We start from the raw sequence: 26,791 nt of genomic DNA on the forward strand, positions 1-26,791 counted from the left end.
CTCCAGGGAGGGAAATGCCATGCATCAACAGGGCTTCAGCCTGATCGAACTGTTTATGGGACTGGCAATTGCCGCAATTGTTCTGCTGTTGGTCAGTCCGGCGTTCGCATCACTCACTGAATCGAACCACCGGGAGCAGGCAGCACAGGCGCTGGCCAGCGGTCTACGCAACGCGAGGACAATCGCCATCACACGCCACCAGACCGTTATAGTTCATGGGATCAACGGGGACTGGGGACAAGGCTGGCGGATCATTCTGGACATCAGTGGCAAAGGGCCGGAGGACAGCAGCAATCCGCTGCTGGTTGAGCGCGAGAGTGGCGCTCGGGTGCCGATTGTCGGCAATTGGCCGGTCAGGCAATACGTTCGATTCAATGGGGCAGGCGAACCACAGATGCCCGGGCGGGCCTTTCAAGCGGGGACATTGCACGTTTGTGCAGCCCGCGAACCGGTCAGCCAGCTCCAGGTGGTGCTGGCGGCTACAGGTCGCATCAGCCTGCGCAGCGTTAAGGCTGAGCAGGCGCTATGTCCGGGAGGGAAGCGTTTTAAAGCACCGAACGCACGCGCAGCTCTTTAGGCATGGAGAACGTGATGTTCTCTTCACGACCTGCCAGCTCATCGGCACCGGTCGCACCCCAGGCCTGCAATTGCTGGATCACACCACGCACCAATACTTCAGGAGCAGAGGCACCAGCGGTAATGCCGATACGCTCGACACCGTCAAACCAGCTCTTTTGCAGGTCTTCAGCACCGTCGATCAGGTAAGCCGGAGTGGCCATGCGCTCGGCCAGTTCACGCAAGCGATTGGAGTTGGAACTGTTCGGGCTGCCGACCACCAGCACCACGTCGCACTCGTCAGCCAGTTGCTTCACGGCGTCCTGACGGTTTTGCGTGGCGTAGCAGATGTCATCCTTGCGCGGACCACCGATCGCCGGGAAGCGCGCACGCAACGCGTCGATCACGCGGCTGGTGTCGTCCATGGACAGGGTGGTCTGGGTCACGAAGGCGAGTTTTTCAGGGTTGTGCACTTGCAACGCGGCGACGTCTTTCTCGTCTTCGACCAGGTAAATCGCGCCGCCATTGCTGCCATCGTACTGGCCCATGGTCCCTTCGACTTCCGGATGACCGGCGTGGCCGATGAGGATGCATTCACGGCCATCACGGCTGTATCGCGCAACTTCGATGTGCACTTTGGTCACCAGCGGACAGGTCGCATCGAATACTTTCAATCCACGGCCCGAAGCCTCGGTACGCACGGCCTGGGAAACGCCGTGGGCACTGAAGATCACAATGACGTCGTCCGGCACCTGATCCAACTCTTCGACAAAGATCGCCCCACGAGCACGCAGGTCTTCGACGACAAATTTGTTGTGAACCACTTCGTGGCGCACATAGATCGGCGGCCCGAACACTTCCAGGGCGCGGTTGACGATTTCGATTGCGCGGTCCACACCGGCGCAGAAGCCACGGGGGTTGGCGAGTTTGATTTGCATGCTGTGCCTCGTGTCTTGCGCGCAAGAAATTAAAACATTGTAGGAGCTGAGCTTGCTCGCGAAAGCGGTGTGTCAGTCAACATTGATGCTGAATGTGGTGACGCCTTCGCGAGCAAGCTCTGCTCCTACAGGTGACCGTGTTCGGTCAGTTACAACGATCTGACGCTGATGATTTCTACGTCAAACGTCAATGTCTTACCGGCCAGCGGGTGGTTGAAGTCGATGGTCACTTGCTCGTCATCGAATTCCTGCACCACGCCGGGTAACTCAGTATTCGCCGCATCGTTGAAGATCACCAGCAAACCCGGCGACAGATCCATGTCCTTGAACTGCGAACGCGGAATGATCTGTACGTTCTGCGGGTTTGGCTGGCCGAAAGCGTTTTCCGGCGCAATCGTCAGCGTGCGCTTGTCGCCAGCCTTGAAGCCGAACAGTGCCGCTTCGAAACCTGGTAACAGGTTGCCGTCGCCGACCTTGAAGGTCGCCGGGGCTTTGTCGAAGGTGCTGTCGACGGTGTCGCCATTCTCCAGGCGCAGTGCAAAGTGCAAGGTGACTTCCGTGTTCTGGCGGATGCGTTGCTCAGCCAATACCTGTTCAGTCATGAACGGCTTCTCCGGTCTTTTTACTTTTGAACATATCCAGTGCCAGCATCACGGCACCGACAGTAATAGCGCTGTCGGCAAAGTTGAACGCCGGGAAATACCAGCGGTTCTGCCAGTGCACCAGGATGAAATCGATCACATGACCCAAGGCAATGCGGTCGTACAGGTTGCCCAGCGCACCACCCAAAACCAGGGCCAGCGCAATCGCCAGCCAGGTTTCATTGCGCCCCAGACGCTTGAGCCACACCACCAACACCGCACTGACCACCACTGCGATCAGGGCAAACAACCAGCGCTGCCAACCCGAGCTGTCGGCCAGAAAGCTGAACGCGGCACCGGTGTTGTAGGCCAGGGTCCAGCTGAAATAATCGGGGATCACCACGATTTGCTGGTACATGGTGAGCGAGCTTTCGAAGTGGAACTTGCTGGCCTGGTCGATGACCAGGACCAGCAAACTCAACCAGAGCCAGCCCAGCCGCCCAAAGCGGCCAACGGCATTAGGCATAGTGACGGACCTCGCCATCGCCGCTGATGTTGTCGACACAACGACCGCAGATTTCCGGATGCTCCGGGTTCACGCCGACGTCTTCACGGCAGTGCCAGCAACGGGCGCACTTGGCGTGGCTCGACTTGACCACTTGCAGCTTCAAGCCGCTGACGTCGGTGACTACCGCGTCCCCTGGTGCCTTGATAAACGGCGCAACGGTGGCGGTCGAAGTAATCAATACGAAGCGCAATTCGTTGCTCAACTTGGCCAGGTCGGCGCTCAGCGCTTCTTCGGCGAACAGCGTCACTTCGGCTTGCAGGTTGCCACCGACGGCCTTGGCCGCGCGCTGGATTTCCATTTCCTTGTTGACTGCAACCTTCACTTCCATGATGCGATCCCAGTAGGCGCGACCCAGCTCGAAGCCTTCCGGCAACTCGGTCAAACCTTCGTACCAGGTGTTGAGCATCACCGATTCGTTACGCTCGCCCGGCAGGTATTCCCACAGTTCGTCAGCGGTGAAGGCGAGGATCGGTGCGATCCAGCGCACCAGCGCTTCGGAGATGTGATACAGCGCGGTTTGCGCCGAACGGCGAGCCTTGCTGTTGGCGCCAGTGGTGTACTGACGGTCCTTGATGATGTCGAGGTAGAAACCGCCCAGCTCCTGCACGCAGAAGTTGTGGATCTTGGAGTAGACGTTCCAGAAGCGATATTCGCCATAGTGCTCTTGCAACTCGCGTTGCAGCAGCAAGGTGCGGTCCACGGCCCAACGGTCCAGCGCGAGCATTTCTTCAGCGGGCAGGATGTCGGTGGCCGGGTTGAAACCGGTCAGGTTGGAGAGCAGGAAGCGCGCGGTGTTACGGATACGCCGGTAGGCGTCCGCGCTGCGTTGCAGAATCTGCTCGGAAACCGCCATTTCACCGGAGTAGTCGGTGGAAGCCACCCACAGACGCATGATGTCGGCGCCCAGGGTGTCGTTGACCTTTTGCGGCGCGATCACGTTGCCCAGCGATTTGGACATCTTGCGGCCGGACTCATCGACGGTGAAGCCGTGGGTCAACAGCTCGCGGTACGGCGCGTGGTTGTCGATGGCGCAACCGGTCAGCAGGGACGAGTGGAACCAGCCACGGTGTTGGTCCGAGCCTTCCAAATACAGGTCGGCACGTGGACCAGTTTCGTGGCCCATCGGGTGCGAACCGCGCAGAACGTGCCAATGCGTGGTGCCCGAATCGAACCAGACGTCCAGGGTGTCGCTGATCTTGTCGTACTGCGGCGCTTCGTCACCGAGCAACTCGGCGGCGTCCATCTTGAACCAGGCTTCGATGCCTTCGACTTCGACGCGCTTGGCGACTTCTTCCATCAGCTCGGCGGTACGTGGGTGCAGCTCGCCGCTTTCCTTGTTCAGGAAGAACGGGATCGGCACGCCCCAGTTGCGCTGACGGGAAATGCACCAGTCCGGACGATTGGCGATCATTGAATGCAGGCGCGCCTGGCCCCAGGCCGGAACAAACTTGGTGTCTTCGATGGCTTTGATCGCCCGCTTGCGCAGGGTCTCGCCGGTCGCAGGCTCTTTGTCCATGCCGATGAACCACTGCGCGGTGGCGCGGTAGATCAACGGGGTCTTGTGACGCCAGCAGTGCATGTAGCTGTGTTCGATGATGGTGGTGTGCAGCAGCGCACCGACTTCAGTCAGTTTGTCGACGATGGCCGGGTTGGCTTTCCAGATGAACTGGCCGCCGAAAAACTCCAGCGAGGTCGCGTAAACACCGTTGCTCTGCACCGGATTGAGGATGTCGTCGTTGACCATGCCGTACTTCTTGCAGGTCACGAAGTCGTCCACGCCGTACGCTGGCGCGGAGTGAACCACACCGGTGCCGGCGCCCAGTTCAACGTATTCGGCCAGGTAAACTGGCGACAAACGGTCGTAGAACGGGTGACGGAAATTGATCAGTTCCAGCTCTTTGCCGGTGGTGGTCGCGATGACCGAGCCTTGCAGGCTGTAACGGGCCAGGCACGACTCGACCAGCTCTTCAGCCAGCACCAGCAGTTTGTCGCCGACGTCGACCAGGGCGTAATTGAACTCTGGATGAACGTTCAGCGCCTGGTTGGCCGGGATGGTCCATGGGGTGGTGGTCCAGATCACGATCGAAGCCGGTTTGGCCAGCGACGGCAGGCCGAACGCGGCAGCCAGCTCAGCTTCGTCGGCAATCGGGAAGGCCACGTCGATGGTCGAGGATTTCTTGTTCTCGTACTCGACTTCCGCTTCGGCCAGGGCCGAACCGCAGTCAAAGCACCAGTTCACAGGCTTGAGGCCCTTGAACACGAAGCCGCCCTTGACGATTTCTGCCAGGGCACGGATTTCACCGGCTTCGTTCTTGAAGTCCATGGTCTTGTACGGGTTGGCGAAGTCGCCCAACACGCCCAGACGGATGAATTCGGATTTCTGGCCTTCGATCTGCTCGGTGGCGTAGGCACGGCACAGTTCGCGGGTTTTGTCCGCGCCCAGGTTCTTGCCGTGGGTCACTTCGACTTTATGCTCGATCGGCAGACCGTGGCAGTCCCAGCCCGGCACATAAGGTGCGTCGAAACCCGACAGGGTCTTCGAGCGAATGATCATGTCCTTGAGAATCTTGTTCAGCGCATGACCGATGTGAATCGTGCCGTTGGCGTACGGAGGACCGTCGTGCAGGACGAACTTCGGACGATCCTTGCCAATTTCGCGCAACTTACCGTACAGGCCAATACTGTCCCAACGCTGCAGAATCTGCGGTTCGCGCTGTGGCAGGCCGGCCTTCATTGGGAAGGCGGTGTCCGGAAGGTTTAGCGTGGCTTTATAGTCGGTCATTTAAGGCTCTTCATTAGCGATTGGCGCTAGGTGCGACAGGGCACGGGCGGCGGCGACATCCGCATTGATCGCCGTCTTAAGCGCCTCCAGAGAGGCGAAACGCTGCTCTTCACGCAGCTTGTGGTGGAAGACCACCGTCAAACGCCGGTCATACAGATCGCCGGCAAAATCTAAAAGATGCACTTCGAGGTGGGCCTTGCCATCACCTTGAACCGTTGGCCGCACGCCGATATTGGCGACACCTGGCCAGGTCTTGCCGTCGATGTCGACGTTGACCAGGTAAACCCCGGAAAGCGGAACGCGACGGCGCTTGAGTTGTATGTTGGCCGTGGGCGTTCCCAACTGGCGCGCCAGCTTCTGGCCGTGCAGCACCCGCCCGGTAATCTGGAACGGCCGCCCGAGCAGTCGCTCGGCCAAGGCAAAATCAGCTGCGGCCAGGGCATTACGGACCTGGGTGCTGCTGACGCGAATGCCGTCCAGCTCGACGGTTTGCGCCGCTTCGACGGTAAAGCCCTGAACACTGCCGGCTTGTTGCAGGAAATCGAAGTCCCCTACCCGGTCACAGCCGAACCGGAAGTCGTCGCCGACTTCCAGGTGCTGGACGCCAAGGCCGTCCACCAGAATGGTATCAACGAATTCACTGGCGCTGAGCTTGCTCAGCCGCTGATTGAAGGCCAGGCACAGGACGCGGTCGACACCTTCGTCGGCCAGCAGCTGCAGTTTGTCCCGCAGCCGGGCCAGACGGGCCGGAGCCGTGTCCGGGGCGAAGAATTCTCGCGGCTGCGGCTCAAAAATCACCACGCAGCTGGGCACGCCCAACTCGAGCGCGCGCTCACGCAGCCTTGCCAGGATAGCCTGGTGACCACGGTGAACACCGTCAAAGTTGCCAATAGTGGCGACACAGCCCCGATGCTGGGGGCGCAGATTGTGGAGGCCTCGAACCAGCTGCATAACGCGCTTCTTGCTCATAAAGTGGTCGATTATAACCACACCCGGCGGCCGACGACAGGCAACACCGTAACCAAAGTGATCGAGCCGACAAAACTGCCGGCTCGCCCGTGTTTATCGAGGTCGCGACCTCAGCTCAGCGCCTTGCGATTGAAGTCGCGCAAACGGAAGCCCATCAGAAGCAACATCCCGAAATAGCTAACGATGCCGGCCGCGACCAAAGCGCCCAGGCGCAGGAACCGCTCAAGCATATGCCCTTGATCCCACGCTGGCATGAAATGCATGCCGAGCAACAACACGGCAGACATCACCAGCACGGCAATCACCAGCTTGAAGCCGAACTTCGCCCAGCCCGGCTGCGGTTGGTACATCTGCTGCTTGCGCAGTTGATAAAACAACAAACTCGCGTTGATACACGCACCCGCGCTGATGGCGAGGGCCAAGCCGGCGTGGGCCAGAGGACCTATCAGCATCAGGTTGAACAGCTGTGTGACCACCAGGGTGAAAATTGCGATTTTTACCGGCGTGCGGATGTTTTGTTGCGCATAAAACCCCGGTGCCAGCACCTTAATCACGATAATTCCGAGCAATCCGACCGAGTAGGCGATCAGCGCCCGTTGCGTCATGGACGCATCGAAAGCGCTGAACTGCCCGTATTGGAACAGGGAAACGGTCAGCGGCTCGGCAAGAATTCCCAACGCCAGGGAACACGGCAACACCAGTACGAAGCACAGGCGCAGGCCCCAGTCGAGAATGCGCGAATACTCGTGACGGTCCTTGCTGGCGTAGGTTTTGGCCAGGGTCGGCAGCAAAATCGTGCCCAACGCCACACCCAAAACGCCGGACGGCAACTCCATCAAGCGGTCGGCGTAATACATCCAGGACACGGAACCGGCCACCAGGAACGACGCGAAAATAGTGTTGATGATCAGCGAAATCTGGCTGACCGATACGCCGAGAATCGCGGGCAGCATTTGTTTCATGACCCGCCAGACGCCACTGTCACGCAGGTTCAGGCGTGGCAATACCAGCAAACCGATTTTTTTCAGGTGCGGCAGTTGATAGAGCAATTGCGCCAGACCACCCACCAGAACTGCCCACCCCAGCGCCATGACCGGCGGATCGAAGTACGGGGTCAGGAACACTGAAAAGACGATCATGCTGACGTTGAGCAGCGTCGGCACGAAGGCCGGCACCGAAAAACGGTTGTAGGTATTGAGGATCGCCCCGGCCAGGGACGAAAGGGAAATCAACAGGATGTAGGGAAAAGTCACCCGCAACAGGCTGGTCGTCAGCTCGAATTTTTCCGGTGTATCGGTAAAACCCGGCGCGGTCGCCCAGATCACCCAGGGCGCAGCCAGCATGCCCAACGCCGTGACCAGCGCCAGCACCAGCGTCAGCAGGCCCGACACGTAGGCAATGAACGTTCGCGTCGCCTCCTCACCTTGCTGGCTTTTGTATTCGGCCAGAATCGGCACGAATGCCTGGGAAAAAGCCCCCTCGGCGAAGATCCGCCGCAGCAGGTTGGGCAGTTTGAAGGCGATAAAGAAGGCGTCTGTCGCCATCCCGGCACCAAATATACGTGCGATGAGCGTGTCACGAACGAACCCCAAAACCCGGGAAATCATCGTGATAGAGCTGACGGCGGCCAACGATTTGAGCAGATTCATTGAAAGAGTTTGTGCCTGTCGATAAACAGCAGGCGAACAAAGCGCCTACTTATGCGATACTCCGCGCCGCAACAGCACAGAGCCAAAGCTCGCGAGTTTACAGGTCAAGCGCCGGAAATAAATATCCCGCCTCTTTACACCTACCACTTAGCGGAACGTCTCAACCGCCCTTGACAAGACATCAACTCATCGGCATGATTCGCGGCCTATTTTGTTTGCTATTTCCTAAAAAGTCTTTCGAGGAGCTCGACGGTGGCCAACACACCTTCCGCCAAAAAACGTGCAAAACAGGCTGAGAAGCGTCGCAGCCACAACGCCAGCCTGCGTTCCATGGTTCGTACCTACATCAAGAATGTAGTTAAGGCCATCGACGCAAAAGACGCTGCTAAAGCTCAAGCTGCTTACGTTCTGGCCGTGCCAGTTATCGACCGTATGGCCGATAAAGGCATCATCCACAAGAACAAGGCTGCTCGTCATAAGAGCCGCCTGAACGGTCACGTCAAGGCTCTGAACCTTGCTGTTGCCGCATAAGCGATAAGCTTGTTGAAAAACCGACCTCAGGGTCGGTTTTTTATTGCCTGCGATATGGCAGACACAACACAAAAAAGCAGGAGTGAGCCTGCTCGCGATAGCGGTGCAACATTCAACACTGATGTCGACTGTTACACCGCTATCGCGAGCAGGCTCACTCCCACAATTTGGGTCTTCGCTAGCTTACTGAGCGTGCGCCCAGGGCAGAATTGGAATCGCCGTCACCGCGTTCTGGGGGCTACCCTCGATCAAACGATCGCTATAAACCAGATACACCAGCGTATTGCGCTTCTTGTCGAGGAAACGCACCACCTGCATGGTCTTGAACACCAGCGATGTGCGCTCCTTGAACACCTCATCACCATCTTTCAGCTCACCCTTGAAGCTGATGGGCCCGACCTGACGGCAAGCGATAGACGCCTCCGCACGGTCTTCAGCCAAACCCAGACCACCCTTCACGCCGCCGGTCTTGGCGCGCGAGAGGTAGCAGGTCACGCCTTCAACCTTGGGGTCATCAAACGCCTCGACGACGATGCGGTCGTTCGGGCCGACGAATTTGAACACCGTCGACACCTGGCCAATTTCCTCAGCCGAAGCCAGCAGCGGGATTGCCAGCAGCAGCCCCAATAATCCTTTTGCCACGCGCATTCAGATATTCCTTCAGACCAGAATCAGGTTATCGCGGTGAACCAGTTCCGGCTCAGCCATATAACCCAACAGACCGACAATCGCCTCAGACGACTGACCGATAATTTTTTGTGCCTCCAAGGCACTGTAATTGGCCAGGCCGCGAGCAATTTCACGACCGTCCGGCGCCACGCACACCACCATTTCGCCACGGCGGAAGCTGCCTTGCACCAGCTTCACGCCCACCGGCAGCAAACTTTTATTGCCCTTGGACAGCGCCGTCACGGCACCCGCATCCAACACCAGCGTGCCGCGGGTCTGCAAATGTCCGGCCAGCCACTGCTTGCGCGCCGCCAGCATGCCGCGCTCAGGCGATAGCAAGGTGCCGATGCGCTCGCCCGCCTTCAAGCGATCCAGCACGCGCTCAATGCGCCCGCCAACGATGATGGTATGCGCCCCGGAGCGAGCCGCCAGACGCGCAGCACGCAGCTTGGTTTGCATGCCGCCACGCCCCAACGCGCCGCCGGTACCGCCAGCCACCGCGTCCAGCGCCGGATCATCGGCGCGCGCCTCGTAAATCAGGTTGGCATCAGGGTTGTTGCGCGGGTCAGCATCGAACATGCCATCGCGATCCGTAAGGATCACCAGCAAGTCGGCCTCGACCAGGTTGGCAACCAGCGCAGCCAGTGTGTCGTTGTCGCCAAAACGGATTTCGTCCGTCACCACGGTGTCGTTTTCGTTGATCACCGGGATCACCTTCAACTCCACCAACGCACGCAAGGTGCTGCGGGCATTCAGGTAGCGCTTGCGATCAGACAAGTCATCGTGTGTCAGGAGAATCTGCGCGGTGTGCCGGCCATGCTCGGCAAAGCTCGACTCCCAAGCCTGCACCAACCCCATCTGACCGATGGCAGCGGCAGCCTGCAATTCATGCATCGCACTGGGTCGTACGCTCCAGCCCAGGCGGCTCATGCCGGCAGCCACAGCCCCGGAAGACACCAACACCAGTTCGACGCCAGCCTCATGCAACGCCACCATCTGCTCGACCCAGACACTCATTGCCGCGCGATCCAGGCCTTTGCCATCCGCCGTCAGCAAAGCGCTGCCGATCTTCACGACCCAACGCTGCGCACCTGTCACCTTGCTCCGCATCATCTTCAACCTTAGCTTGAGGACAGCGCGACCTGGCACTGCCCGTGACGTTATTCGTGGCTATTCGTGACCAACTACCGATTTCCAGATACTAAAACGCCGCTCAATTGAGCGGCGCTTAGAGAGCCGGTCTGCCAGCGATGATAACACCGCGATCAGACAGATAAACCGCCATCGCGGGCAAGCCCGGCTCCTACCGAATCAGTCACGCACGTAAATGATTTCCGGACCGTCTTCGTCATCCACATCTTCTTCATCCCAATCATCGTCGCCGATGTCATGGACCGACTTCACGCCGCTACGACGCAGGGCACGCTGGTCATCCAGGGCCTGCAATTGAGCACGCGCTTCGTCTTCGATGCGCTGATCGAGCTCAGCCAACTCTTCCTTGTAGGCCGGGTCGGCAGCCAGGCGATCAGCACGGTCTTCCATATAACGCATGATGTCGTGACACAGACGCTCAGTGCCCAGCTTGGAGATGGCCGAGATCACGTAAACCGGACCGGTCCACTCCAGGCGATCAACGATTTCCTTGACGCGAGCATCGTGCTCTTCTTCAAGGATCTGGTCGCACTTGTTCAGCACCAGCCAGCGATCACGCTCAGCCAGGGACGGACTGAACTTGGTCAACTCGCTGACGATTACTTCAGCAGCATCCGGCGCACTGGTGTCATCCAGTGGCGCCATGTCCACGAGGTGCAGCAGCAAACGGGTACGCGACAAGTGCTTGAGGAAACGAATCCCCAGGCCGGCGCCATCGGAAGCACCTTCGATCAGCCCCGGAATGTCCGCAACCACGAAGCTCTTCCAGCGATCGACGCTGACCACACCCAGGTTCGGCACCAACGTGGTGAACGGGTAGTCGGCGACTTTCGGCTTGGCGGCCGATACCGAGCGGATAAAGGTACTTTTACCGGCATTCGGCAAGCCCAGCAGACCGACGTCAGCCAGTACTTTCATTTCCAGCTTGAGATCACGCGCCTCACCCGGCTTACCCGGAGTGGTCTGACGCGGAGCGCGGTTGGTACTGGATTTGAAACGGGTGTTACCCAGACCGTGCCAGCCACCGTGAGCCACCAGCAGCTTCTGACCAGCCTTGGTCAGGTCGCCGATCACTTCTTGAGTGGCCGCATCGATGACAGTGGTGCCAACCGGTACGCGCAGCACCAGCTCTTCACCTTTTTTGCCAGTGCAGTCGGTGCTACCACCGTTGGAACCGCGCTCGGCATCGAAGTGACGGGTGTAACGGTAGTCGACCAGGGTGTTGAGGTTTTCGTCGGCGATCATGTAGACCGAGCCGCCATCACCACCATCACCGCCGTTCGGGCCGCCGTTTTCAATGAATTTTTCGCGACGGAAGCTCATGCAACCGTTACCGCCGTCACCAGCCTTTACTCGAATCGATACTTCATCAACAAACTTCATAACAAAACGCCTCTCGCCATACGGACGAGCCGAAAAAATCTAGACATAAGACTCTTGCAAAAATGAGCGCAGCGACCTCATTCAACGACCGCAAAAACCTGCGCTGGAGCCCATCACAAACAGCTTTGCAAGAGACTCACCCCACAAACGAAAAAGCCCCGTCGCAAGACAGGGCTTTTCCAGCAACCACGTAATTATGCCGCGACGACGTCAGTCTTCGGGACAATGCTTACGTAACGGCGGTTGAAAGCGCCTTTTACTTCAAACTTGATCACGCCGTCGATTTTCGCGAACAGAGTGTGATCTTTACCCATGCCAACACCGTAACCGGCGTGGAATTGGGTGCCGCGCTGACGCACGATGATGTTGCCCGGAATGATAACCTGGCCGCCATACATCTTCACGCCAAGGCGTTTGGCTTCTGAGTCGCGACCGTTACGGGTACTACCACCAGCTTTTTTGTGTGCCATGAGTCAATTCTCCTAGTGAGGAATTAGGCTGAAATTAAGCCTGAATACCGGTGATTTTGATCTCGGTGTACCACTGGCGGTGGCCCATACGCTTCATGTGGTGCTTACGACGACGGAACTTGATGATGCGGACTTTATCGTGACGACCTTGGGAGATCACTTCAGCCACAACGGTAGCGCCAGCAACAACTGGAGCGCCGATGTTCACGTCATCGCCATTGGCGACCAACAGAACGCGATCAAAAGTAACGGATTCGCCGGTAGCGATTTCCAGTTTTTCGATCTTCAGGTATTCACCTGGGGCGACCTTGTATTGCTTGCCACCAGTAACAATTACTGCGTACGACATGGTATTTCTCCGATAATCCTGCTCACCCAGCTCTTTATAAGAAGAGGTATTGGCTGGCATGGCTGCATAGGGCTGGAAGGCCTGTTTGCAATTGCGTAAGGCAGGTGCTGCCCAGGAAGTTCAGGGTGCGCGATTGTACGCAAGCTGCCGGAGCGATGCAAGAGGCCGTCTATCGTGCCTTGACACCCGCCGACGTGGGTCCTAGCATGCCGCGCAACCCTTCTGGAGCAACTGTCGCTGATGCAACCCCAAGCTTTCTACCGCGCGGTGGCGGACGATTTTAGCGCCGTCGACGGCATCATCAAGAAGCAGCTGACTTCCCGAGTGCCGTTGGTATCGAAAATCGGCGATTACATTACCTCGGCTGGCGGTAAACGCCTTCGTCCTTTATTAGTGTTGCTGTGTGGCAAGGCGCTGGGCCGTGAAGGCGATGACCTGCGCCTGCTGGCGGCAACCATCGAATTCCTGCACACCGCGACCCTGCTGCACGACGACGTGGTCGACATGTCAGGCATGCGCCGTGGCCGCTCGACGGCAAACGCCATGTGGGGCAACGCACCGAGCGTGCTGGTTGGCGACTTCCTCTATTCGCGTTCCTTCGAAATGATGGTCGAACTGGGCTCCATGCCGGTCATGAAGATCCTTTCGCAAGCGACCCGCATCATCGCCGAAGGCGAAGTGTTGCAGCTGTCGAAGGTCCGTGACGCCAGCACCACTGAAGAAACCTACATGGAAGTCATCCGCGGCAAGACTGCGATGCTCTTCGAAGCGTCGACCCACAGCGCCGCCGCTCTTTGCGAAGCCACGTCGGAACAGGCTGAAGCACTGCGCACCTTTGGCGACCACCTGGGCGTGGCTTTCCAGCTGGTGGACGACCTGCTGGACTACAAGGGCGATGCCGAAACCCTGGGCAAGAACGTCGGTGACGATCTGGCCGAAGGCAAGCCAACCCTGCCGCTGATCTTCACCATGCGCGAAGGCACGCCAGAGCAAGCTGCGCTGGTGCGCAAGGCGATCCAGAAAGGCGGCATCGAAGACCTGGAAAGCATCCGCGAAGCGGTAGAAGCGTCTGGTTCGCTGGAATATACCGCGCAACTGGCTCGTGATTACGTGGCCCGGGCTATCAAGTGCCTCGACGCACTGCCTGCCAGCGAATACCGCGATGCACTGGTCGAATTGAGCGAATTTGCGGTCGCCCGCACGCACTGATCCCACCTGTTAGAACCCGGCTCCTGTAGGAGCCTGGCTTGCCCGCGATGGCATCAACCCGGTCTAACGATAAACCGTGGTGATGCCATCGCGGGCAAGCCCGGCTCCTACAAAGATCGCGCTGCCCCACCATCCGCCAAAAACCCTATATAATGTGCGCTTTTTAGCGATCCTGAATCCAAGGAGCTTTAGTGAGCACGTTGCCACCCTGCCCAAAATGCAATTCCGAATACACCTATGAAGACGGCGCACAGCTGATCTGCCCCGAGTGCGCGCACGAATGGTCTGCCAGCGGTGAAGCTGACGTGGCGTCCGATGACACGGTGAAAAAGGATTCGGTCGGCAACGTCCTGCAGGACGGCGACACCATCACCGTGATCAAGGACCTCAAGGTCAAAGGCACGTCGCTGGTGGTCAAGGTCGGCACCAAGGTCAAGAACATCCGCCTGTGCGATGGCGACCACGACATCGACTGCAAGATCGACGGCATCGGCCCGATGAAGCTCAAATCCGAGTTCGTCAGAAAAGTCTGAACCTGCTGTATTCCATCCCGCGCCCTGCGTGGGATGGTGCTTCGCCCTCCCCCGTTTCAATCCGCAAACACGAGATATAGCCAAACGCCAGCCGTTTGACCTTGCGCAGTCTTTACCCAGAAAAAATCCCGATCCGCCAATAGGCCCTTGCTATTTGATGAATAAGAATTATTCTCATTGAAATCCGTCAATGGAGATGAGACTCATGACTTACTTAATCGATGCCTGGCTCGACCGCCCACACCCTTACCTCAGGATCCTGCATCGGGAAACCGGGGAAGTCTGTGCGGTACTTGAAGAAGAAGCGCTGAATGAACTGCAGGATCAGGGTGACCTGGACGTCAATGGCCTGAGTTCCAGCGAGCCACTGGTGCTCAAGGAACTGGTGCGTAATCTGTTTCTGTTCTGCTATGCCCGGGCGTTGCGCCCCAGCAGTGAACTGCACCACAGGATCGAGATATGAAAAAGTCCGAAAATCCTTGTAGGAGCAAAGCTTGCTCGCGATACAGACGATTTGGTTTCGCCTTGAAAACGAGTTGATGCCATCGCGGGCAAGCCATGCTCCTACAGGGGGGATTACAGAACGTCGAGCAGTTCGACGTCGAATACCAGTACGCTGTGCGGCGGAATGCTGCCAACGCCTTGAGCGCCGTAAGCCAGTTCGCTCGGCACGTACAGACGCCATTTGCTACCGGCGTTCATCAGTTGCAGGGCTTCGGTCCAGCCAGCGATCACGCCGCCAACCGGGAACTCTGCAGGCTGGCCGCGCTCGTAGGAGCTGTCGAACACAGTGCCGTCGATCAGGGTGCCGTGGTAGTGAGTACGCACTTGATCTTCACGGGTTGGCTTGGCGCCTTCACCGGCAGTCAATACTTCGAATTGCAGGCCGGAAGCCAGGGTGGTGATGCCATCACGCTTGGCGTTTTCAGCCAGGAAAGCCAGGCCTTCGCCAGCAGCCGCTTCAGCTTTGGCAGCCGCTTCGGCCTGCATGATTTCGCGGATCACCTTGAAGCTCGCGGACATTTCTTCCTGGCCAACACGGCTTTCCTTGCCGGCGAAGGCATCGGTCAGGCCAGCCAGGATCGCGTCCAGGCTAACGCCCGGTGGCGGGTTGTCGCGCAGTTGGTCGCCCAGCTGACGGCCAATACCGTAGCTGACGCGGGTTTCGTCGGTGGACAGATTTACTTCGGACATGACACTGCTCCGCTGTGCGGACGGCTCGGGAACTTGCCGTGCGTGCACAGCGCGTCCCGGAGCGCCCGGAACCAAAAGGGCCAGCAGACTAGCACAGATGCCGTAGCGTTGATTAGGACCTCAGTGGTGCCATGCGCTCTGGAAGGCGAGTTGCACCTTCAGGTTTTCCTCTGCATTGGAAACAAGCCCGCACATTTCATCATGAACCAGGGTATGCACAAGGTTGAATGGCAATGTGGGGAAGTCATGGAGTATCTGACGCGCATGCTCGACCGAACGCAGATTGAACATTTGGTCATGGGCATCACTCAAGGGATACGCTGCGCCATGCATGCGTGCTTCCAGCAAGTAGATCCCGCCTTCCATGGAGATCAGGTTCAGCTCATCGATTTTCCCTGCGATGGCATAAGCACGTAATTCAACAAGGTTCATGGAGGCACCCCTACAGTGACGAGCCGAGACTACTTACAGGGATAGGCTTCGGCGCATCAAAGTACAAGCCAGAAACAACACCGCCCGTCCGGTTCGACCGAATAACCCTTGTAGGAGCATGGCTTGCCCGCGATGGCATCACCGCTGTTTATCGTCAGACCGAGGTGTAGCCATCGCAGGCAAGCCTTGCTCCTACAGGGGTTGGGCGAATCAGTGCTTGGTCAGCTTGTCCAGGTAGCCCATGGCGAACGCCGATATCACGAACGTCATGTGAATGATCACGTACCACTTCAAATGCTCGGGATCGACGTTCTTGGCATCCATGAAGATCCGCAGCAGGTGGATAGAGGAAATCGCCACGATAGAAGCCGCCACTTTCATCTTCAGTGAAGATGAATCCATGGTGCCCAGCCAGTTGAGCTTTTCCTTGTGTTCGTCGATGTCCAGTTCAGAGACGAAGTTCTCGTAACCGGAAATCATCACCATCACCAGCAAACCGCCCACCAGCGCCATGTCGATCAGCGACAGCAGCACCAGAATCAGATCCGACTCCGCCATCGAGAATACGTTAGGGATAACGTGGAAAACTTCCTGAAAGAACTTCAGCGCCAGAGCCAGTAGCCCGAGGGACAGTCCGAAGTAGATTGGCGCCAGCAGCCAGCGGGAGGCGTACATTGCGTTTTCGATAAAGCGTTCCATTGAATCTCACACAGGGTTGGAAATGGCGGCGAGTATATCAGCCACCTGTCTATACCCAGAAGCAGCCAGAAACCGTCGAGAAATCCGCCACCTGCGCGTGTGTCACAAAGTTTTTCTGCTAGTGTCCAGACTATTGACCGCTCAGCGACATCGGACAGGAAGACTGGAAAATGGATGTGCGATTGCCTTTATCGAGTGCCGGTATCTGCCTGATTCTGCTGATGAGCGGCTGCTCGCCCGGCGAGGATAAGCATCAGGTCAGCCTCGAGGAAAAAACCGCGCAGTTCGAGCAGTCACTGGATCAGATCCAGGACCCGAAACTCAAGGACGCGGTCTCCGAACTCGGCGGTTCACTCCTGCTGCTTGAACGTGCGCAGCTCAAACTCGACAGCAAACCGGTGGAAACCGAATACGGCGAAGATGCCCTCGCCGTGCTCAAGCACTACCCCACGCCCCAGGCCCTGGTCGACACCTACATCAATGGCCTGTTTGTGCTGCACAAGGATTCCAGCTCCGATTACCTGACCGACCTGCAACCGGTGTTCCCCTTCAATTTCAGTATTCCGGCAGCGTTCCTGTTCCCCCATGGCCTGGAATGGCAGTCGGTGACACTGAGCAACAAACGAGTCATCCCCTTCCAGCCCGAATGGTCGGAAACCGATCCCGGCATTCAACTCAGCCCGTCGAGTTCCAACCTGACCAACCCCGATGACCTGACGGTGACTTACCCTTTCATCGAAGGCCTGGATGTCGACAAAAAAAACCAGCCGCAACCGGTGAGCCTGCAAGGCAAAGTCGAAGTGATCGCACCGCACCGGCTCTATAGCTTCGACCTGAGCAAAAAGGACGTTGGCCAGACCCGCACCAACGACAACCTCAGCGTGACCCTGTTGAAGCTTGAAAAGAACTACGCCGAGATCGAATACACCAACAGCGCGCCAGTGGCCCCCGAAGTCGGTGAAACGCCGCTGAACCCCCTGATTGTCCAGGCCAAAGACACCACCGGGCAATTTCTCTCGCGGGCCGGCTCGATCAACGAAACCGCCACGCAAATTGCCTTCTATCAAAAACAACTGGCGAAAATGCAGCAACAAAAGGCCTGGAGCGAGGCGTTCGAACATCAGCTCGATGAAGAACAGCGCACGTTCGAGAAGCAGCAGGGCCGGCACTATTCCAAGGTGTATTTCAACGGGCCGATCGAGACCCTTGAAGTCAGCCTGCTGGACTTCTCGAGCGTCACCGTAACCCGCAAGGACCTGAAGCTGACGGTACTGAGCTTCGACACGCATACCACGGCAAAAACCATTCAGCCGCTGACCTTGCCGGTGGTGGTGTACGACGATCAGGTACCGAACTGGCTCAAGGGCGCGACACTGAGTGAGGAACAGCTGAAAAAAAGCATCAACGTCAATCAGTCGGTGGAGGACCCGAGCGCAGCGCGTATCGAGTTCACTCACCCTAGAAGCTTCAATGACGAATTGCTTGGCAACTCTTTCAGCCCCGGCGATAGCCCGGTCAGTTTTTTTACCGCGGACAGTAACGGCAAACGCGATGAACCGATCGAACTGCCACCAGAGGCTTACCAGGTCGACCCTCTGCGCGGCACGATCACCTATGACCTGAACCTGTTTACGCAAACACCGGCCTTCGCAGTGGGCTCCATGCCGTTGTTTCTGGCCACCGTCGACAAACAGACGCTCGACACCCGCAAATTACCCAAGGGCCTGGAGCTCAAAGGCAATGCGCTGATGGTGGATGTGAAGTTGTTTCCTGCGCAGGACTGGCGATTTTTCACCAAGGATGACAGCGGGAACTACCTGAAGGAGATTCTTGCGGTCACGCACGACGCCAGTGCCGATGGCCCGGCGTTATTTGACGTGCACTACTTCTATGGCCAGCCCACACAACTGGAAAGTTATCAGCGAACCGACCTCGCCACCGTGCAGTACGGTTTCGAAGTCAAACTGGCCAAGGCTGATATGAGCCAGCTTGATCAATAAGCCGCTCAGTGATCGGGCCGATACTCGAACCCGCCGAGATTGCGGCAACGGCCACCATTGATTTCCCGCAGTTGGGCTTGCAGGTGCAGGCACCAGATTTGTGGATCGTCGGCCAGTTCGTAGCCGTGCAGGGTCAGGCTTTCAACGATGGTGTCGAGGATGGATTCAGCCACGAAAGGGCCATGAAACGGGCCTTGCGCCTTGATGGCCGAGGGTTGCTCGCCAGCCATTCCGGCGGCGAAGAGCAGGGTCCACATGCCCGTATCTCCCGCCAGAGGGCGGATAGCACATTCGATACGGGTGACAAGGCCCAGGCATTGACGGGTAAGGCAGAGGTTGCGCGACATGGCGGCGACCCTCGGTAGATCCGGTATTCAGCCCCCCACGGGAAGGCTGTCTCGATCCTGTGATTACTGTCGATATCCCTGAACCAGAGAATAGAAGAAAAGTTTGACTAGCACGCCAGGCGAGACCAGAAGGCGCCGAATGGTCATTGTGTGAAGATTGACGCCAGAGTGATGGCACTTTCGGCATACACCACAAAAAATTGTGGGAGCCGAGCTTGCTCGCGATAGCGGACTTTCAACCAACAAAGATGTTGAATGTCAGTGCCTCATCGCGAGCAAGCTCGGCTCCCACAGGAGGTCTATGAACTCAGCTCAAAACCGCGTCACGCTGGTTTTGTTTCGGCCAGCGCCTCCTGCGCCATCTCTTTCTCGGCTTCCTTGAGGTCTTCCTCGCTGATCATCTCGGCAATCACCCGCAGACGCTCCACCACCCGCGCATTGACGCTGCCCTCAGGGAATTCGCCATTTTCATCCGGCGCACCTGCCGGTTCGCCCACCAACAGGCTCAAGGCTTCGTCCGCCTGACGCACCGCGTAGACATGGAACTGCCCCGCGCGCACGGCGGCCAGCACTTTCTCGTCGAGCATCAGCGTGGCAACGTTCGCCTGCGGAATGATCGCCCCTTGATGGCCGGTCAGCCCGCGCGCTTCGCAAAGCCGGAAGAAACCTTCGATCTTCTCGTTGACCCCGCCCACGGCCTGCACTTCGCCGAACTGGTTGATGGACCCGGTGATCGCAAAGCACTGCTTGAGCGGTGTTTTCGACAAGGCCGAAATCAGCGTGCACGCCTCGCCCAGCGACGCACTGTCACCATCGACATACCCGTAGGACTGTTCCAGGGCGATGCTCGCGGAAATGGCCAGCGGGAACTCCTGGGCGTAACGACTGCCCAGATACCCGGTGAGGATCATCACGCCTTTTGAGTGAATCGGCTGGCCGAGGTTAACTTCGCGCTCGATGTCGACGATGCCACTGCCACCTGGATACACCGTGGCGGAAATCCGCGCGGGCACACCGAAGGCCGAGTCGCCGACTTCCAGCACCGTCAGCCCGTTGCACTTGCCGACCGCCGCGCCATCGGTGTCGATCAGGATGATACCGGCCAGCATGTCGTCGAGAATCCGCGCTGAAACGCGCCCGGTACGCGTGGCCTTGGCCTTGAGCGCACGCTCTATGTGCCCGGCGTCGGTCATTTCATCGCCGGCCAGGTGGCGAATGAAGTCCGCCTCGCTGACCAGTTGGAACAGATCACCGATACGCGCCGACAAACGCCCCTGATGCTCGGCCAGGCGTGCGCTGTACGTGGCCAGGCGAGCCACCGCATCGGCCGTCAATGGGGCCATGCCTTCTTCGGAGGTGCGGGTTTTGAGCAACTGGGCAAACTGCTCCAGGCTCTCGTCGACCATCGGGATGTCTTCGTCGAAGTCCACCAGGACGCGGAACATCTCCTGGAAGTCCGGATCGAGGTCTTGCAGCGTGTAATACAGCTGGCGGGCACCGATGATGACGACTTTGACCGCCAACGGAATGTGTTGCGGCGTCAGGGTCACGGTGGCCAGTCGACCCAGCTCACCCAGCGGCGATTCCATTTTCAGCTTGCGCGATTGCAGGGCGCGCTTTAGCGCATCCCACACGAACGGCTCACTGAGCATTTTTTCCGCTTCAAGGATCAGGAAGCCGCCGTTGGCCCGGTGCAAGGCACCCGGACGCAGCTGCCGATAGGTGGTGTACAGCGCGCCCTGATCGGTGCTGTATTCAATCCGGCCAAACAGGTTTTCGTACGTCGGGTGCGGCTCGAACACCACCGGCGCACCGCCGCTGGCCGAATGCCCGACCACCAGGCTTGGCGCGTACTGCTCTTCCAGCAACTTGCGGGCAATGGCGTCGGTTTTGCTGTCGTCGACCAGTTGCTCGACAACCGTTTTCAGCAAATAAACCTGCATCGCTTGCAGGTAACCGCACACCGCCGCGTTCTCGGCGTACTTCTCCGACAACGGCGACAACAGCGGCTGCAAGGCCAGGGTGATGGTTTCTTCGTTGAGGTGGCGCAGTTGATTGCTCGACTCACGCTTCCATTGCGGCAGGCTGGCGAGTTCCTCGTTCAGGCGCTCCTCCAGGACGGAAATATCTTCGTGGAAACGTTCGCGATCGGCTTCCGGCAACTGGGCGAATTCCGCTTCATCCAGCGCCTTGCCTTCGCTCATCGGGGTAAACGCGATGTTGCTGGCGTCGCGATACAGGGCGACTTCTTTTTCCAGGGCCAGGCGCTCGATGACATCCAGAGCCTTGTCATAGCGCTGATTGAAGGCGCGGTCGATGGCGCTTTTCTTCTGCTGGTAGGACGGGTGTTCGAACACCGCCGGAAAGGTCGCCAGCAAGTTATCGATCAAGCCGTTGATGTCGCCGATGAAAGCACCCGCGGTGCCCGACGGCAATTCCAGGGCGCGCGGCTCGCGCGGCTCATCAAAATTGTTGACGTAGACCCAGTCCGCCGGGGTCTGCAGGCGTTTGCCTTCGGCCTTCAGGTAGCGTTTGACGAAAGAAAACCGGCCGGTACCGGGCTCGCCCATGACAAAGACGTTGTAACCGGGGCGTGGCATGGCCACACCGAACTGCAAGGCTTCAACCGCACGTTCCTGGCCAAGCACACCGCGAAAGGGCTCCAGATCATTGGTGGTAGAGAAGCTGAACTGTTCAGCGGAAAACGGACGGGTCAGCGCTTCAGGCGCTAGACGCAAGCTGGCAGCAACAGGATCAGGCATCGGGCTTCCTTACATCAGGCGGGGCAGATAGCGGCATTCTGGCGCTGCCCATACCTCACTTGCAAGGCGCACCTCCAGCCAAAGCATAGTCAAAGGGCCATCCCCAGGCGGGCCGGGGCTAAACCAATGATTTCAACGAATGTTTTGCAAAAAATCACGGAACCCCGTGATCCTGCCTAAACTCCAAACTGCGCGGCTGGATAAATAACCGGCCCACTGGCGCCAGAATGGGCCAGAACCCCCTAGTCCATCGGTATGCACACAAAGAGAACATAGCTATGAAACGGATTCTTCTCGGTACTCTCTTCACCGCTGTATCCCTCAACGCCATGGCGCAAGCTCCAGGCGGCCCGGATTGCGGTTGGGGCAACATGCTGTTCGAAGGTCAGCGTGGCACCCCGGCTCACTTCATGGCCTCCACCACCAACGGCACCTCCGGCAACGCAACCTTCGGTATGACCTCCGGCACCAACGGCTGCGCAACGAATGCATCGCTGACCTACGGCGGTAAATCCTGGATTGCCATGAATGGCATGATGAACGAGCTGTCCGAAGACATGGCCAAAGGTCAGGGCGAAGCGCTGACCACTTACGCGGTGGTACTGGGCGTGGCGCCGGAAGACCGTGCGCATTTCGCTGCGGTGACTCACGAACACTTCCAGCAAATTTTCAGCAAGGCTGACGTGACCGCTGAAGACGTGCATACCAACACCCTGGCCGTTCTGAAGAGCGATCCGCGTCTGGCCAAGTACGCCACTCAAGCTTAAGCTCGAACCGCCCGCTCCTTTCGGGGAGCGGATTTATTTTTTGGCCCGCCCCTCTTTGGGTCTTTGTTTTTTTCGACTTTAAGTTGCTCACTATGCTCAAACGCCTTGCCTGGCTGGCGCTCTGTGTCTGTGCCCCGTTGTCCGCCGCGCCACATCTGGACAATCAACGTTTGCAGCAACTGGCCAATGACCCCTTCTGGATTTCCCTGGGCCACTACGAAACCGCCAAGCTTGGCGGCTGGCGCAGCTATGTCAGCGACCAGAAGTTCTTTCTTGCGCCTGATGGCAACGAACATCCCGACCATGAACTGGCCGCGACCGTGCAAGCGCTGTACGCCCCGGCCAGTGCCGGCGAACAACACGCCCAATGCGTTTACCCGGCCCGCACCCGCTGGTTGAAAGCCCAGCTCAATCTGACGGACCTGCCGACACTGGACTGCGCCGAGTTCAAGCAATGGTTCAAGGACGTCTCGCCCGACAGCGCGGTGATGATTTTCCCGGCGGCGTACTTGAACAGTCCGTCTTCAATGTTTGGCCACACATTATTGCGCATCGACCAGAAAGACGTGCAGAGCGACCATACCGCCCTGCTCAGTTATGCCATCAATTTTGGTGCCTACATCGAAGGTTCGGACAACAGCATCCTTTACGCCTGGAAAGGCTTGATGGGCGGTTACCCGGGCCTGTTTGCGCTGGTGCCGTATCAGGAGAAGCTCTCGGAATACCGCAGTCTGGAGAACCGCGACCTGTGGGAATACCGGCTGAACCTGACCCAGCCAGAAACCGCACGCATGGTCGAGCACGTCTGGGAGTTGAAACAGATCAAGTTCGATTACTTCTTCTTCGACGAAAACTGCTCCTATCGCCTGCTCGAATTGCTGCAGGTGGCGCGACCGAGCCTGCGCCTGACCGAGCAATTCCCGCTGACCGCCATCCCCACCGACACCGTCAAAGCGGTCAAGGAAGCCGGGCTGGTCGAGTCGATAACGTATCGCCCGTCCCGCGAGCGTGAATTGTTGAGTCGCGCCGAACCGCTGAACGCTGATGAACAGCAATGGGTGCTGAACGTCAGCGCGGATCAGAAACAGTTGCAGGCCCCCGCCTTCAAGGCTCAACCCAAAGACCGCCAGGCGCTGATCATCGACGCCGCTTATCGCTTGGAACGCTACCGCGCCAACGGCCAGGAACGCGACCCGGCGCGGGCGCAACGCAGTTTCGAACTGCTGCGGGCGATCAACCAGAACCCCGCACCGGAACTGGACATCCCGCGACCCGGCCTGCCCGAGGACGGCCATGAATCGCGCACCTGGCAGGCCGGCATCGGCACCCGGGGCGATAAAGCATTTGGCGAGTACGGCCTGCGCATGGCCTATCACGATCTCAACGACAACGCCGAAAGCTTCCCGCTCGGCGCACAGATCGAAATCCTGCAAATGAAACTGCGCCAGTACGAAGGCAATCAATGGCAGTTTCAGCAGCTAGACCTGGCAACGATTCGCTCACTGACCCCGCGCAACGAGCTGCTGCAACCGCTGTCGTGGCAGGTGACCGGCGGTCTGGAGCGCGTGCCGGGCAAGCATGACGACGAAACCCTGGTCAGCCACGTCAATGGCGGTGGCGGCGGCACCTGGCAACTGGGTGACGACCTGCTCGGCTTTGCCTTGGGCACCGTGCGCGTTGAACACAATAACGACTTCGCCGCTTTCATCGCCCCGGCGGCGGGCTTCAACACCGGTGTACTGTGGAACAACCCGCTGGGCAATTTCAGCCTGGAGACCAAAGGCGACTTCTTCACCAATGGCGAAGTGCGCCGAAACATTAGCCTGAATCAGCAGTGGGAACTGTCGCGTAACCTGGGCCTGCGCCTGAGTGCCCAGCGCGACTTCAGTCACCTCGCCACACCCGAGAATGAAGTGATGCTAGAGGTGAAGTGGTATCACTATTGACGTAAATCCCTGTGAGAGCGGGCTTGCCCGCGATAGCGATTTACCATTCATCATCAATACTGACTGATAGCCCATTGAACAGCCTCGTCCGCGCCCATCGCTCGCCATGAGTCGTACGCAGACATCCACCGAAACTAAAAGCCTGCAACCATGGCCCAAACCCTATAACGGGAGATCACCATGAGCCGCGCATTCGTCAACGAAGATAACGCTGCCGCGCAAGCCGATCAGCCGGTCGAACGGCAGGTCAGTGCGCAGCCCAATTACGTCACGCCCCAAGGCTTGAGCCTGTTACAGGGCAAGGTCGCTGTACTGCAAGCCCTGCATGCCGAGCAGTCCGCCAAGGGCGAACAGGCCGACAAACAGCGCGTGGCAGATCTGGAACGGGACCTGCGCTACTTCAAACAACGCCTGAGCAGCGCTCAAGTCGTGCCGCTCGCCACCTCGACGGTAAAAGTGCAGATCGGCAGCTGGGTCACTTACGCCGACGAACACGACACCGAACACCGTGTGCAATTGGTCGGCGAGGATCAGGCCGATGCCGCGCATGGCCTGATCAATTGGGACTCGCCACTGGGGCGCGCGTTGCTGGGTGCACCACTGCAAGATGAAGTGCTGTGGCAACGCCCCGCCGGAGATCAATTCATTGAAGTTATCCGCATCGAACCGGCTTAAACCACGCCTTGGGCAAGCATGGCGTCGGCGACTTTAACGAAGCCGGCGATGTTCGCACCTTTTACGTAATTGACCCGCCCGTTCTCTTCGCCGTAATGCACGCAGGCGTGATGGATCGACTGCATGATCGCGTGGAGCTTGTTGTCCACTTCACCGCCGGTCCACAACAGGCGCATGGCGTTCTGCGACATTTCCAGCCCGCTCACGGCAACGCCGCCGGCATTCGACGCCTTGCCTGGCGCGAACAAAATGTCTGCTTCAATGAACACGTCCACGGCCTCAAGGGTCGTCGGCATGTTCGCGCCTTCCGCCACGCACATGCAGCCGTTACGCAACAAGGTGCGAGCGGCCTCGGCATCGAGCTCGTTTTGTGTCGCGCACGGCAGTGCGATGTCACAGCTCAGGGACCACGGGAGTTCGCCGCCACGGAATTCCAGACCAAAACGGCTGGCCAGTTCGCGGATACGACCGCGCTGGACGTTTTTCAGCTCCAGCGCGGCCAGCCACTGCTCTTCGGTCAAACCGCTTTCGCAGTACAGCGTGCCTTCGGAATCAGACAGCGAAATAACCTTGCCCCCAAGGTCCATCACCTTGCGTGCAGCGTATTGCGCGACATTGCCGGAGCCGGAGATCGCCACGCGTTTGCCCTCGACCGTCAGTCCGCGACGCTTGAGCATCTCTTCGGCGAAGTAGACACAACCAAAACCGGTGGCTTCCGGGCGAATCAGACTGCCGCCATAGCTCGGGCCTTTACCGGTCAGCACGCTGGTGAACTGGTTACTCAGGCGCTTGTACTGGCCGAACAGGAAGCCGATCTCCCGGGCGCCGACACCAATGTCACCGGCCGGCACATCCACATCGGCACCGATGTGGCGGTACAACTCGCTCATGAACGCCTGGCAGAAGCGCATGACTTCGGCGTCGCTTTTGCCCTTAGGGTCGAAATCCGAACCGCCCTTGCCACCGCCCATTGGCAGTGAAGTCAGGGAGTTTTTGAACGTCTGCTCGAAAGCGAGGAACTTCAGCACGCCCAGATTCACCGAGGGATGGAAGCGCAAGCCACCCTTGTACGGGCCGATCGCGCTGTTCATCTGGACGCGGAACCCGCGATTGACCTGCACCTTGCCCTGATCGTCGACCCAGGAAACCCGAAAAACAACCGCCCGCTCCGGCTCACAAATACGCTCCAGAATGCCGGAGGTCAGATAGTGTGGATTGGCTTCGAGAAACGGCCACAGGCTACGCAAGACCTCTTCAACCGCTTGGTGAAACTCGGGTTGATCCGGGTCGCGTTTTTTCAGGCGCGCAAGGAAGGATTCGACGGATTCGATCATGGAAAAGTCTCGGCAAATTTATTGTCGTTGGAGGAGATTGAGCCGGACTGTAACAAACGATTCATGCACGAGAACAGCGCATAACGTCGCATTTATGAAATTAAATGGTGCGCAGGATATAAATTAATCTGGTTTTTTAGCTTTTTTGCACCTGAATGGGGATTCACAACTCAAGTCTTGCACCATCAGGTACACCGTCTTCGCGGGCAAGCCCGCTCCCACTGTGTCCGTGAAGCTTTGCGTATCCCGGGCAATCCACATTCCCGTGGGAGCGGGCTTTCCTGCGATGAATTCACC

26 protein-coding genes are annotated in these 26,791 nt (G+C 58.4%); 9 read left to right on the forward strand and 17 right to left on the reverse strand.

The genetic code is table 11. The annotated features are described in order from the left end of the window. Positions 1-19 precede the first annotated feature (19 nt). On the forward strand, positions 20-577 hold the full coding sequence (locus C7534_RS15470) for a GspH/FimT family pseudopilin (protein WP_109786298.1): 558 nt from the start codon (positions 20-22) through the stop codon (positions 575-577). Here C7534_RS15470 and ispH read toward each other — a convergent pair. From ispH to murJ, 6 genes are all read right to left on the reverse strand, one after another. Beyond that, the gene (ispH, locus tag C7534_RS15475; protein WP_046028548.1) at positions 546-1,493 is read right to left on the reverse strand and encodes a 4-hydroxy-3-methylbut-2-enyl diphosphate reductase; all 948 of its coding nucleotides are present in this window, start codon (positions 1,491-1,493) and stop codon (positions 546-548) included. The two genes, C7534_RS15470 and ispH, sit on opposite strands and share 32 nt — an antisense overlap. Positions 1,494-1,642: 149 nt before the next feature. Further along, complete coding sequence (gene fkpB, locus C7534_RS15480) at positions 1,643-2,080, reverse strand: FKBP-type peptidyl-prolyl cis-trans isomerase (RefSeq protein WP_175649033.1); 438 nt, start codon at positions 2,078-2,080, stop codon at positions 1,643-1,645. Positions 2,081-2,087: 7 nt separating this feature from the next. Further along, complete coding sequence (lspA, locus tag C7534_RS15485; RefSeq protein WP_046028552.1) at positions 2,088-2,600, reverse strand: signal peptidase II; 513 nt, start codon at positions 2,598-2,600, stop codon at positions 2,088-2,090. Next, positions 2,593-5,424, reverse strand: a complete 2,832-nt coding sequence (gene ileS / locus C7534_RS15490; protein ID WP_109786299.1) for an isoleucine--tRNA ligase — start codon at positions 5,422-5,424, stop codon at positions 2,593-2,595. The genes lspA and ileS overlap by 8 nt, the downstream gene beginning before the upstream one ends. After that, positions 5,425-6,375 (reverse strand): bifunctional riboflavin kinase/FAD synthetase, encoded by a 951-nt coding sequence (gene ribF / locus C7534_RS15495; protein ID WP_046028554.1) that lies wholly within the window; start codon positions 6,373-6,375, stop codon positions 5,425-5,427. A gap of 128 nt (positions 6,376-6,503) precedes the next feature. Continuing rightward, positions 6,504-8,042 (reverse strand): murein biosynthesis integral membrane protein MurJ, encoded by a 1,539-nt coding sequence (gene murJ / locus C7534_RS15500; RefSeq protein ID WP_046028555.1) that lies wholly within the window; start codon positions 8,040-8,042, stop codon positions 6,504-6,506. 252 nt (positions 8,043-8,294) lie between these two features. On the opposite strand from murJ, the gene rpsT reads away from it, so the two are divergent. Then, the gene (gene rpsT / locus C7534_RS15510; RefSeq protein ID WP_007942340.1) at positions 8,295-8,573 is read left to right on the forward strand and encodes a 30S ribosomal protein S20; all 279 of its coding nucleotides are present in this window, start codon (positions 8,295-8,297) and stop codon (positions 8,571-8,573) included. Between the two features lie 183 nt (positions 8,574-8,756). Here the strand turns inward: rpsT and C7534_RS15515 are convergent, their stop codons facing one another. From C7534_RS15515 to rplU, 5 genes are all read right to left on the reverse strand, one after another. After that, positions 8,757-9,221 (reverse strand): CreA family protein, encoded by a 465-nt coding sequence (locus C7534_RS15515; protein WP_046028557.1) that lies wholly within the window; start codon positions 9,219-9,221, stop codon positions 8,757-8,759. A gap of 12 nt (positions 9,222-9,233) precedes the next feature. Beyond that, positions 9,234-10,352: a glutamate 5-kinase gene (proB, locus tag C7534_RS15520; RefSeq protein ID WP_109786300.1), complete on the reverse strand. Its 1,119-nt coding sequence runs from the start codon at positions 10,350-10,352 to the stop codon at positions 9,234-9,236. A gap of 201 nt (positions 10,353-10,553) precedes the next feature. Next, positions 10,554-11,777, reverse strand: a complete 1,224-nt coding sequence (gene cgtA / locus C7534_RS15525; protein WP_027924200.1) for an Obg family GTPase CgtA — start codon at positions 11,775-11,777, stop codon at positions 10,554-10,556. A gap of 194 nt (positions 11,778-11,971) precedes the next feature. Then, positions 11,972-12,247 carry a 50S ribosomal protein L27 gene (gene rpmA / locus C7534_RS15530; RefSeq protein ID WP_007943982.1) on the reverse strand — a complete coding sequence of 92 codons (276 nt, stop codon included), beginning with the start codon at positions 12,245-12,247 and terminating at the stop codon, positions 11,972-11,974. 34 nt (positions 12,248-12,281) lie between these two features. Continuing rightward, positions 12,282-12,596, reverse strand: a complete 315-nt coding sequence (gene rplU / locus C7534_RS15535) for a 50S ribosomal protein L21 (RefSeq protein ID WP_003176051.1) — start codon at positions 12,594-12,596, stop codon at positions 12,282-12,284. Positions 12,597-12,836: 240 nt separating this feature from the next. Here rplU and C7534_RS15540 point away from each other — a divergent pair, with 240 nt between their 5' ends. The 3 genes from C7534_RS15540 (at position 12,837) to C7534_RS15550 (ending at position 14,801) form a co-directional block, all read left to right on the forward strand. Further along, positions 12,837-13,805, forward strand: a complete 969-nt coding sequence (locus C7534_RS15540; RefSeq protein ID WP_046028560.1) for a polyprenyl synthetase family protein — start codon at positions 12,837-12,839, stop codon at positions 13,803-13,805. 191 nt (positions 13,806-13,996) lie between these two features. Then, positions 13,997-14,338 carry a zinc ribbon domain-containing protein YjdM gene (locus C7534_RS15545; protein ID WP_046028563.1) on the forward strand — a complete coding sequence of 114 codons (342 nt, stop codon included), beginning with the start codon at positions 13,997-13,999 and terminating at the stop codon, positions 14,336-14,338. A 205-nt stretch (positions 14,339-14,543) separates the two neighbouring features. Beyond that, the gene (locus tag C7534_RS15550; protein ID WP_046028565.1) at positions 14,544-14,801 is read left to right on the forward strand and encodes a PA4570 family protein; all 258 of its coding nucleotides are present in this window, start codon (positions 14,544-14,546) and stop codon (positions 14,799-14,801) included. A 113-nt stretch (positions 14,802-14,914) separates the two neighbouring features. On the opposite strand, the gene C7534_RS15555 is transcribed toward C7534_RS15550, so the two are convergent. The 3 genes from C7534_RS15555 to C7534_RS15565 form a co-directional block, all read right to left on the reverse strand. Beyond that, entirely contained in the window at positions 14,915-15,532 is a 618-nt protein-coding gene (locus C7534_RS15555) for an FKBP-type peptidyl-prolyl cis-trans isomerase (RefSeq protein WP_008028844.1), read from the reverse strand. Positions 15,533-15,652: 120 nt separating this feature from the next. Beyond that, positions 15,653-15,964, reverse strand: coding sequence for a DUF6482 family protein (locus tag C7534_RS15560; RefSeq protein WP_046028569.1), 312 nt, complete (start codon positions 15,962-15,964; stop codon positions 15,653-15,655). A 210-nt stretch (positions 15,965-16,174) separates the two neighbouring features. Then, complete coding sequence (locus C7534_RS15565) at positions 16,175-16,663, reverse strand: TIGR00645 family protein (RefSeq protein WP_046028571.1); 489 nt, start codon at positions 16,661-16,663, stop codon at positions 16,175-16,177. 170 nt (positions 16,664-16,833) lie between these two features. On the opposite strand from C7534_RS15565, the gene C7534_RS15570 reads away from it, so the two are divergent. After that, complete coding sequence (locus C7534_RS15570) at positions 16,834-18,663, forward strand: hypothetical protein (RefSeq protein WP_109786301.1); 1,830 nt, start codon at positions 16,834-16,836, stop codon at positions 18,661-18,663. Positions 18,664-18,668: 5 nt separating this feature from the next. Here the strand turns inward: C7534_RS15570 and C7534_RS15575 are convergent, their stop codons facing one another. Continuing rightward, on the reverse strand, positions 18,669-19,010 hold the full coding sequence (locus tag C7534_RS15575) for a PA4575 family protein (protein ID WP_046028575.1): 342 nt from the start codon (positions 19,008-19,010) through the stop codon (positions 18,669-18,671). A gap of 323 nt (positions 19,011-19,333) precedes the next feature. Next, positions 19,334-21,772, reverse strand: a complete 2,439-nt coding sequence (locus tag C7534_RS15580; protein WP_109786302.1) for a Lon protease family protein — start codon at positions 21,770-21,772, stop codon at positions 19,334-19,336. A gap of 278 nt (positions 21,773-22,050) precedes the next feature. Here C7534_RS15580 and C7534_RS15585 point away from each other — a divergent pair, with 278 nt between their 5' ends. The 3 genes from C7534_RS15585 to C7534_RS15595 all read left to right on the forward strand — a co-directional run bounded on the left by C7534_RS15585 (position 22,051) and on the right by C7534_RS15595 (position 25,160). Next, on the forward strand, positions 22,051-22,539 hold the full coding sequence (locus tag C7534_RS15585) for a DUF3015 domain-containing protein (protein WP_109786303.1): 489 nt from the start codon (positions 22,051-22,053) through the stop codon (positions 22,537-22,539). 92 nt (positions 22,540-22,631) lie between these two features. Beyond that, positions 22,632-24,485, forward strand: coding sequence for an Lnb N-terminal periplasmic domain-containing protein (locus tag C7534_RS15590; RefSeq protein WP_109786304.1), 1,854 nt, complete (start codon positions 22,632-22,634; stop codon positions 24,483-24,485). Positions 24,486-24,665: 180 nt separating this feature from the next. Further along, the gene (locus tag C7534_RS15595) at positions 24,666-25,160 is read left to right on the forward strand and encodes a GreA/GreB family elongation factor (protein WP_109786305.1); all 495 of its coding nucleotides are present in this window, start codon (positions 24,666-24,668) and stop codon (positions 25,158-25,160) included. Here the strand turns inward: C7534_RS15595 and gdhA are convergent. Next, entirely contained in the window at positions 25,157-26,494 is a 1,338-nt protein-coding gene (gdhA, locus tag C7534_RS15600) for an NADP-specific glutamate dehydrogenase (RefSeq protein ID WP_109786306.1), read from the reverse strand. The two genes, C7534_RS15595 and gdhA, sit on opposite strands and share 4 nt — an antisense overlap. Between the last annotated feature and the right edge of the window lie 297 nt (positions 26,495-26,791).

Source organism: Pseudomonas sp. OV226 (assembly GCF_003148705.1).
GTDB lineage: Bacteria > Pseudomonadota > Gammaproteobacteria > Pseudomonadales > Pseudomonadaceae > Aquipseudomonas.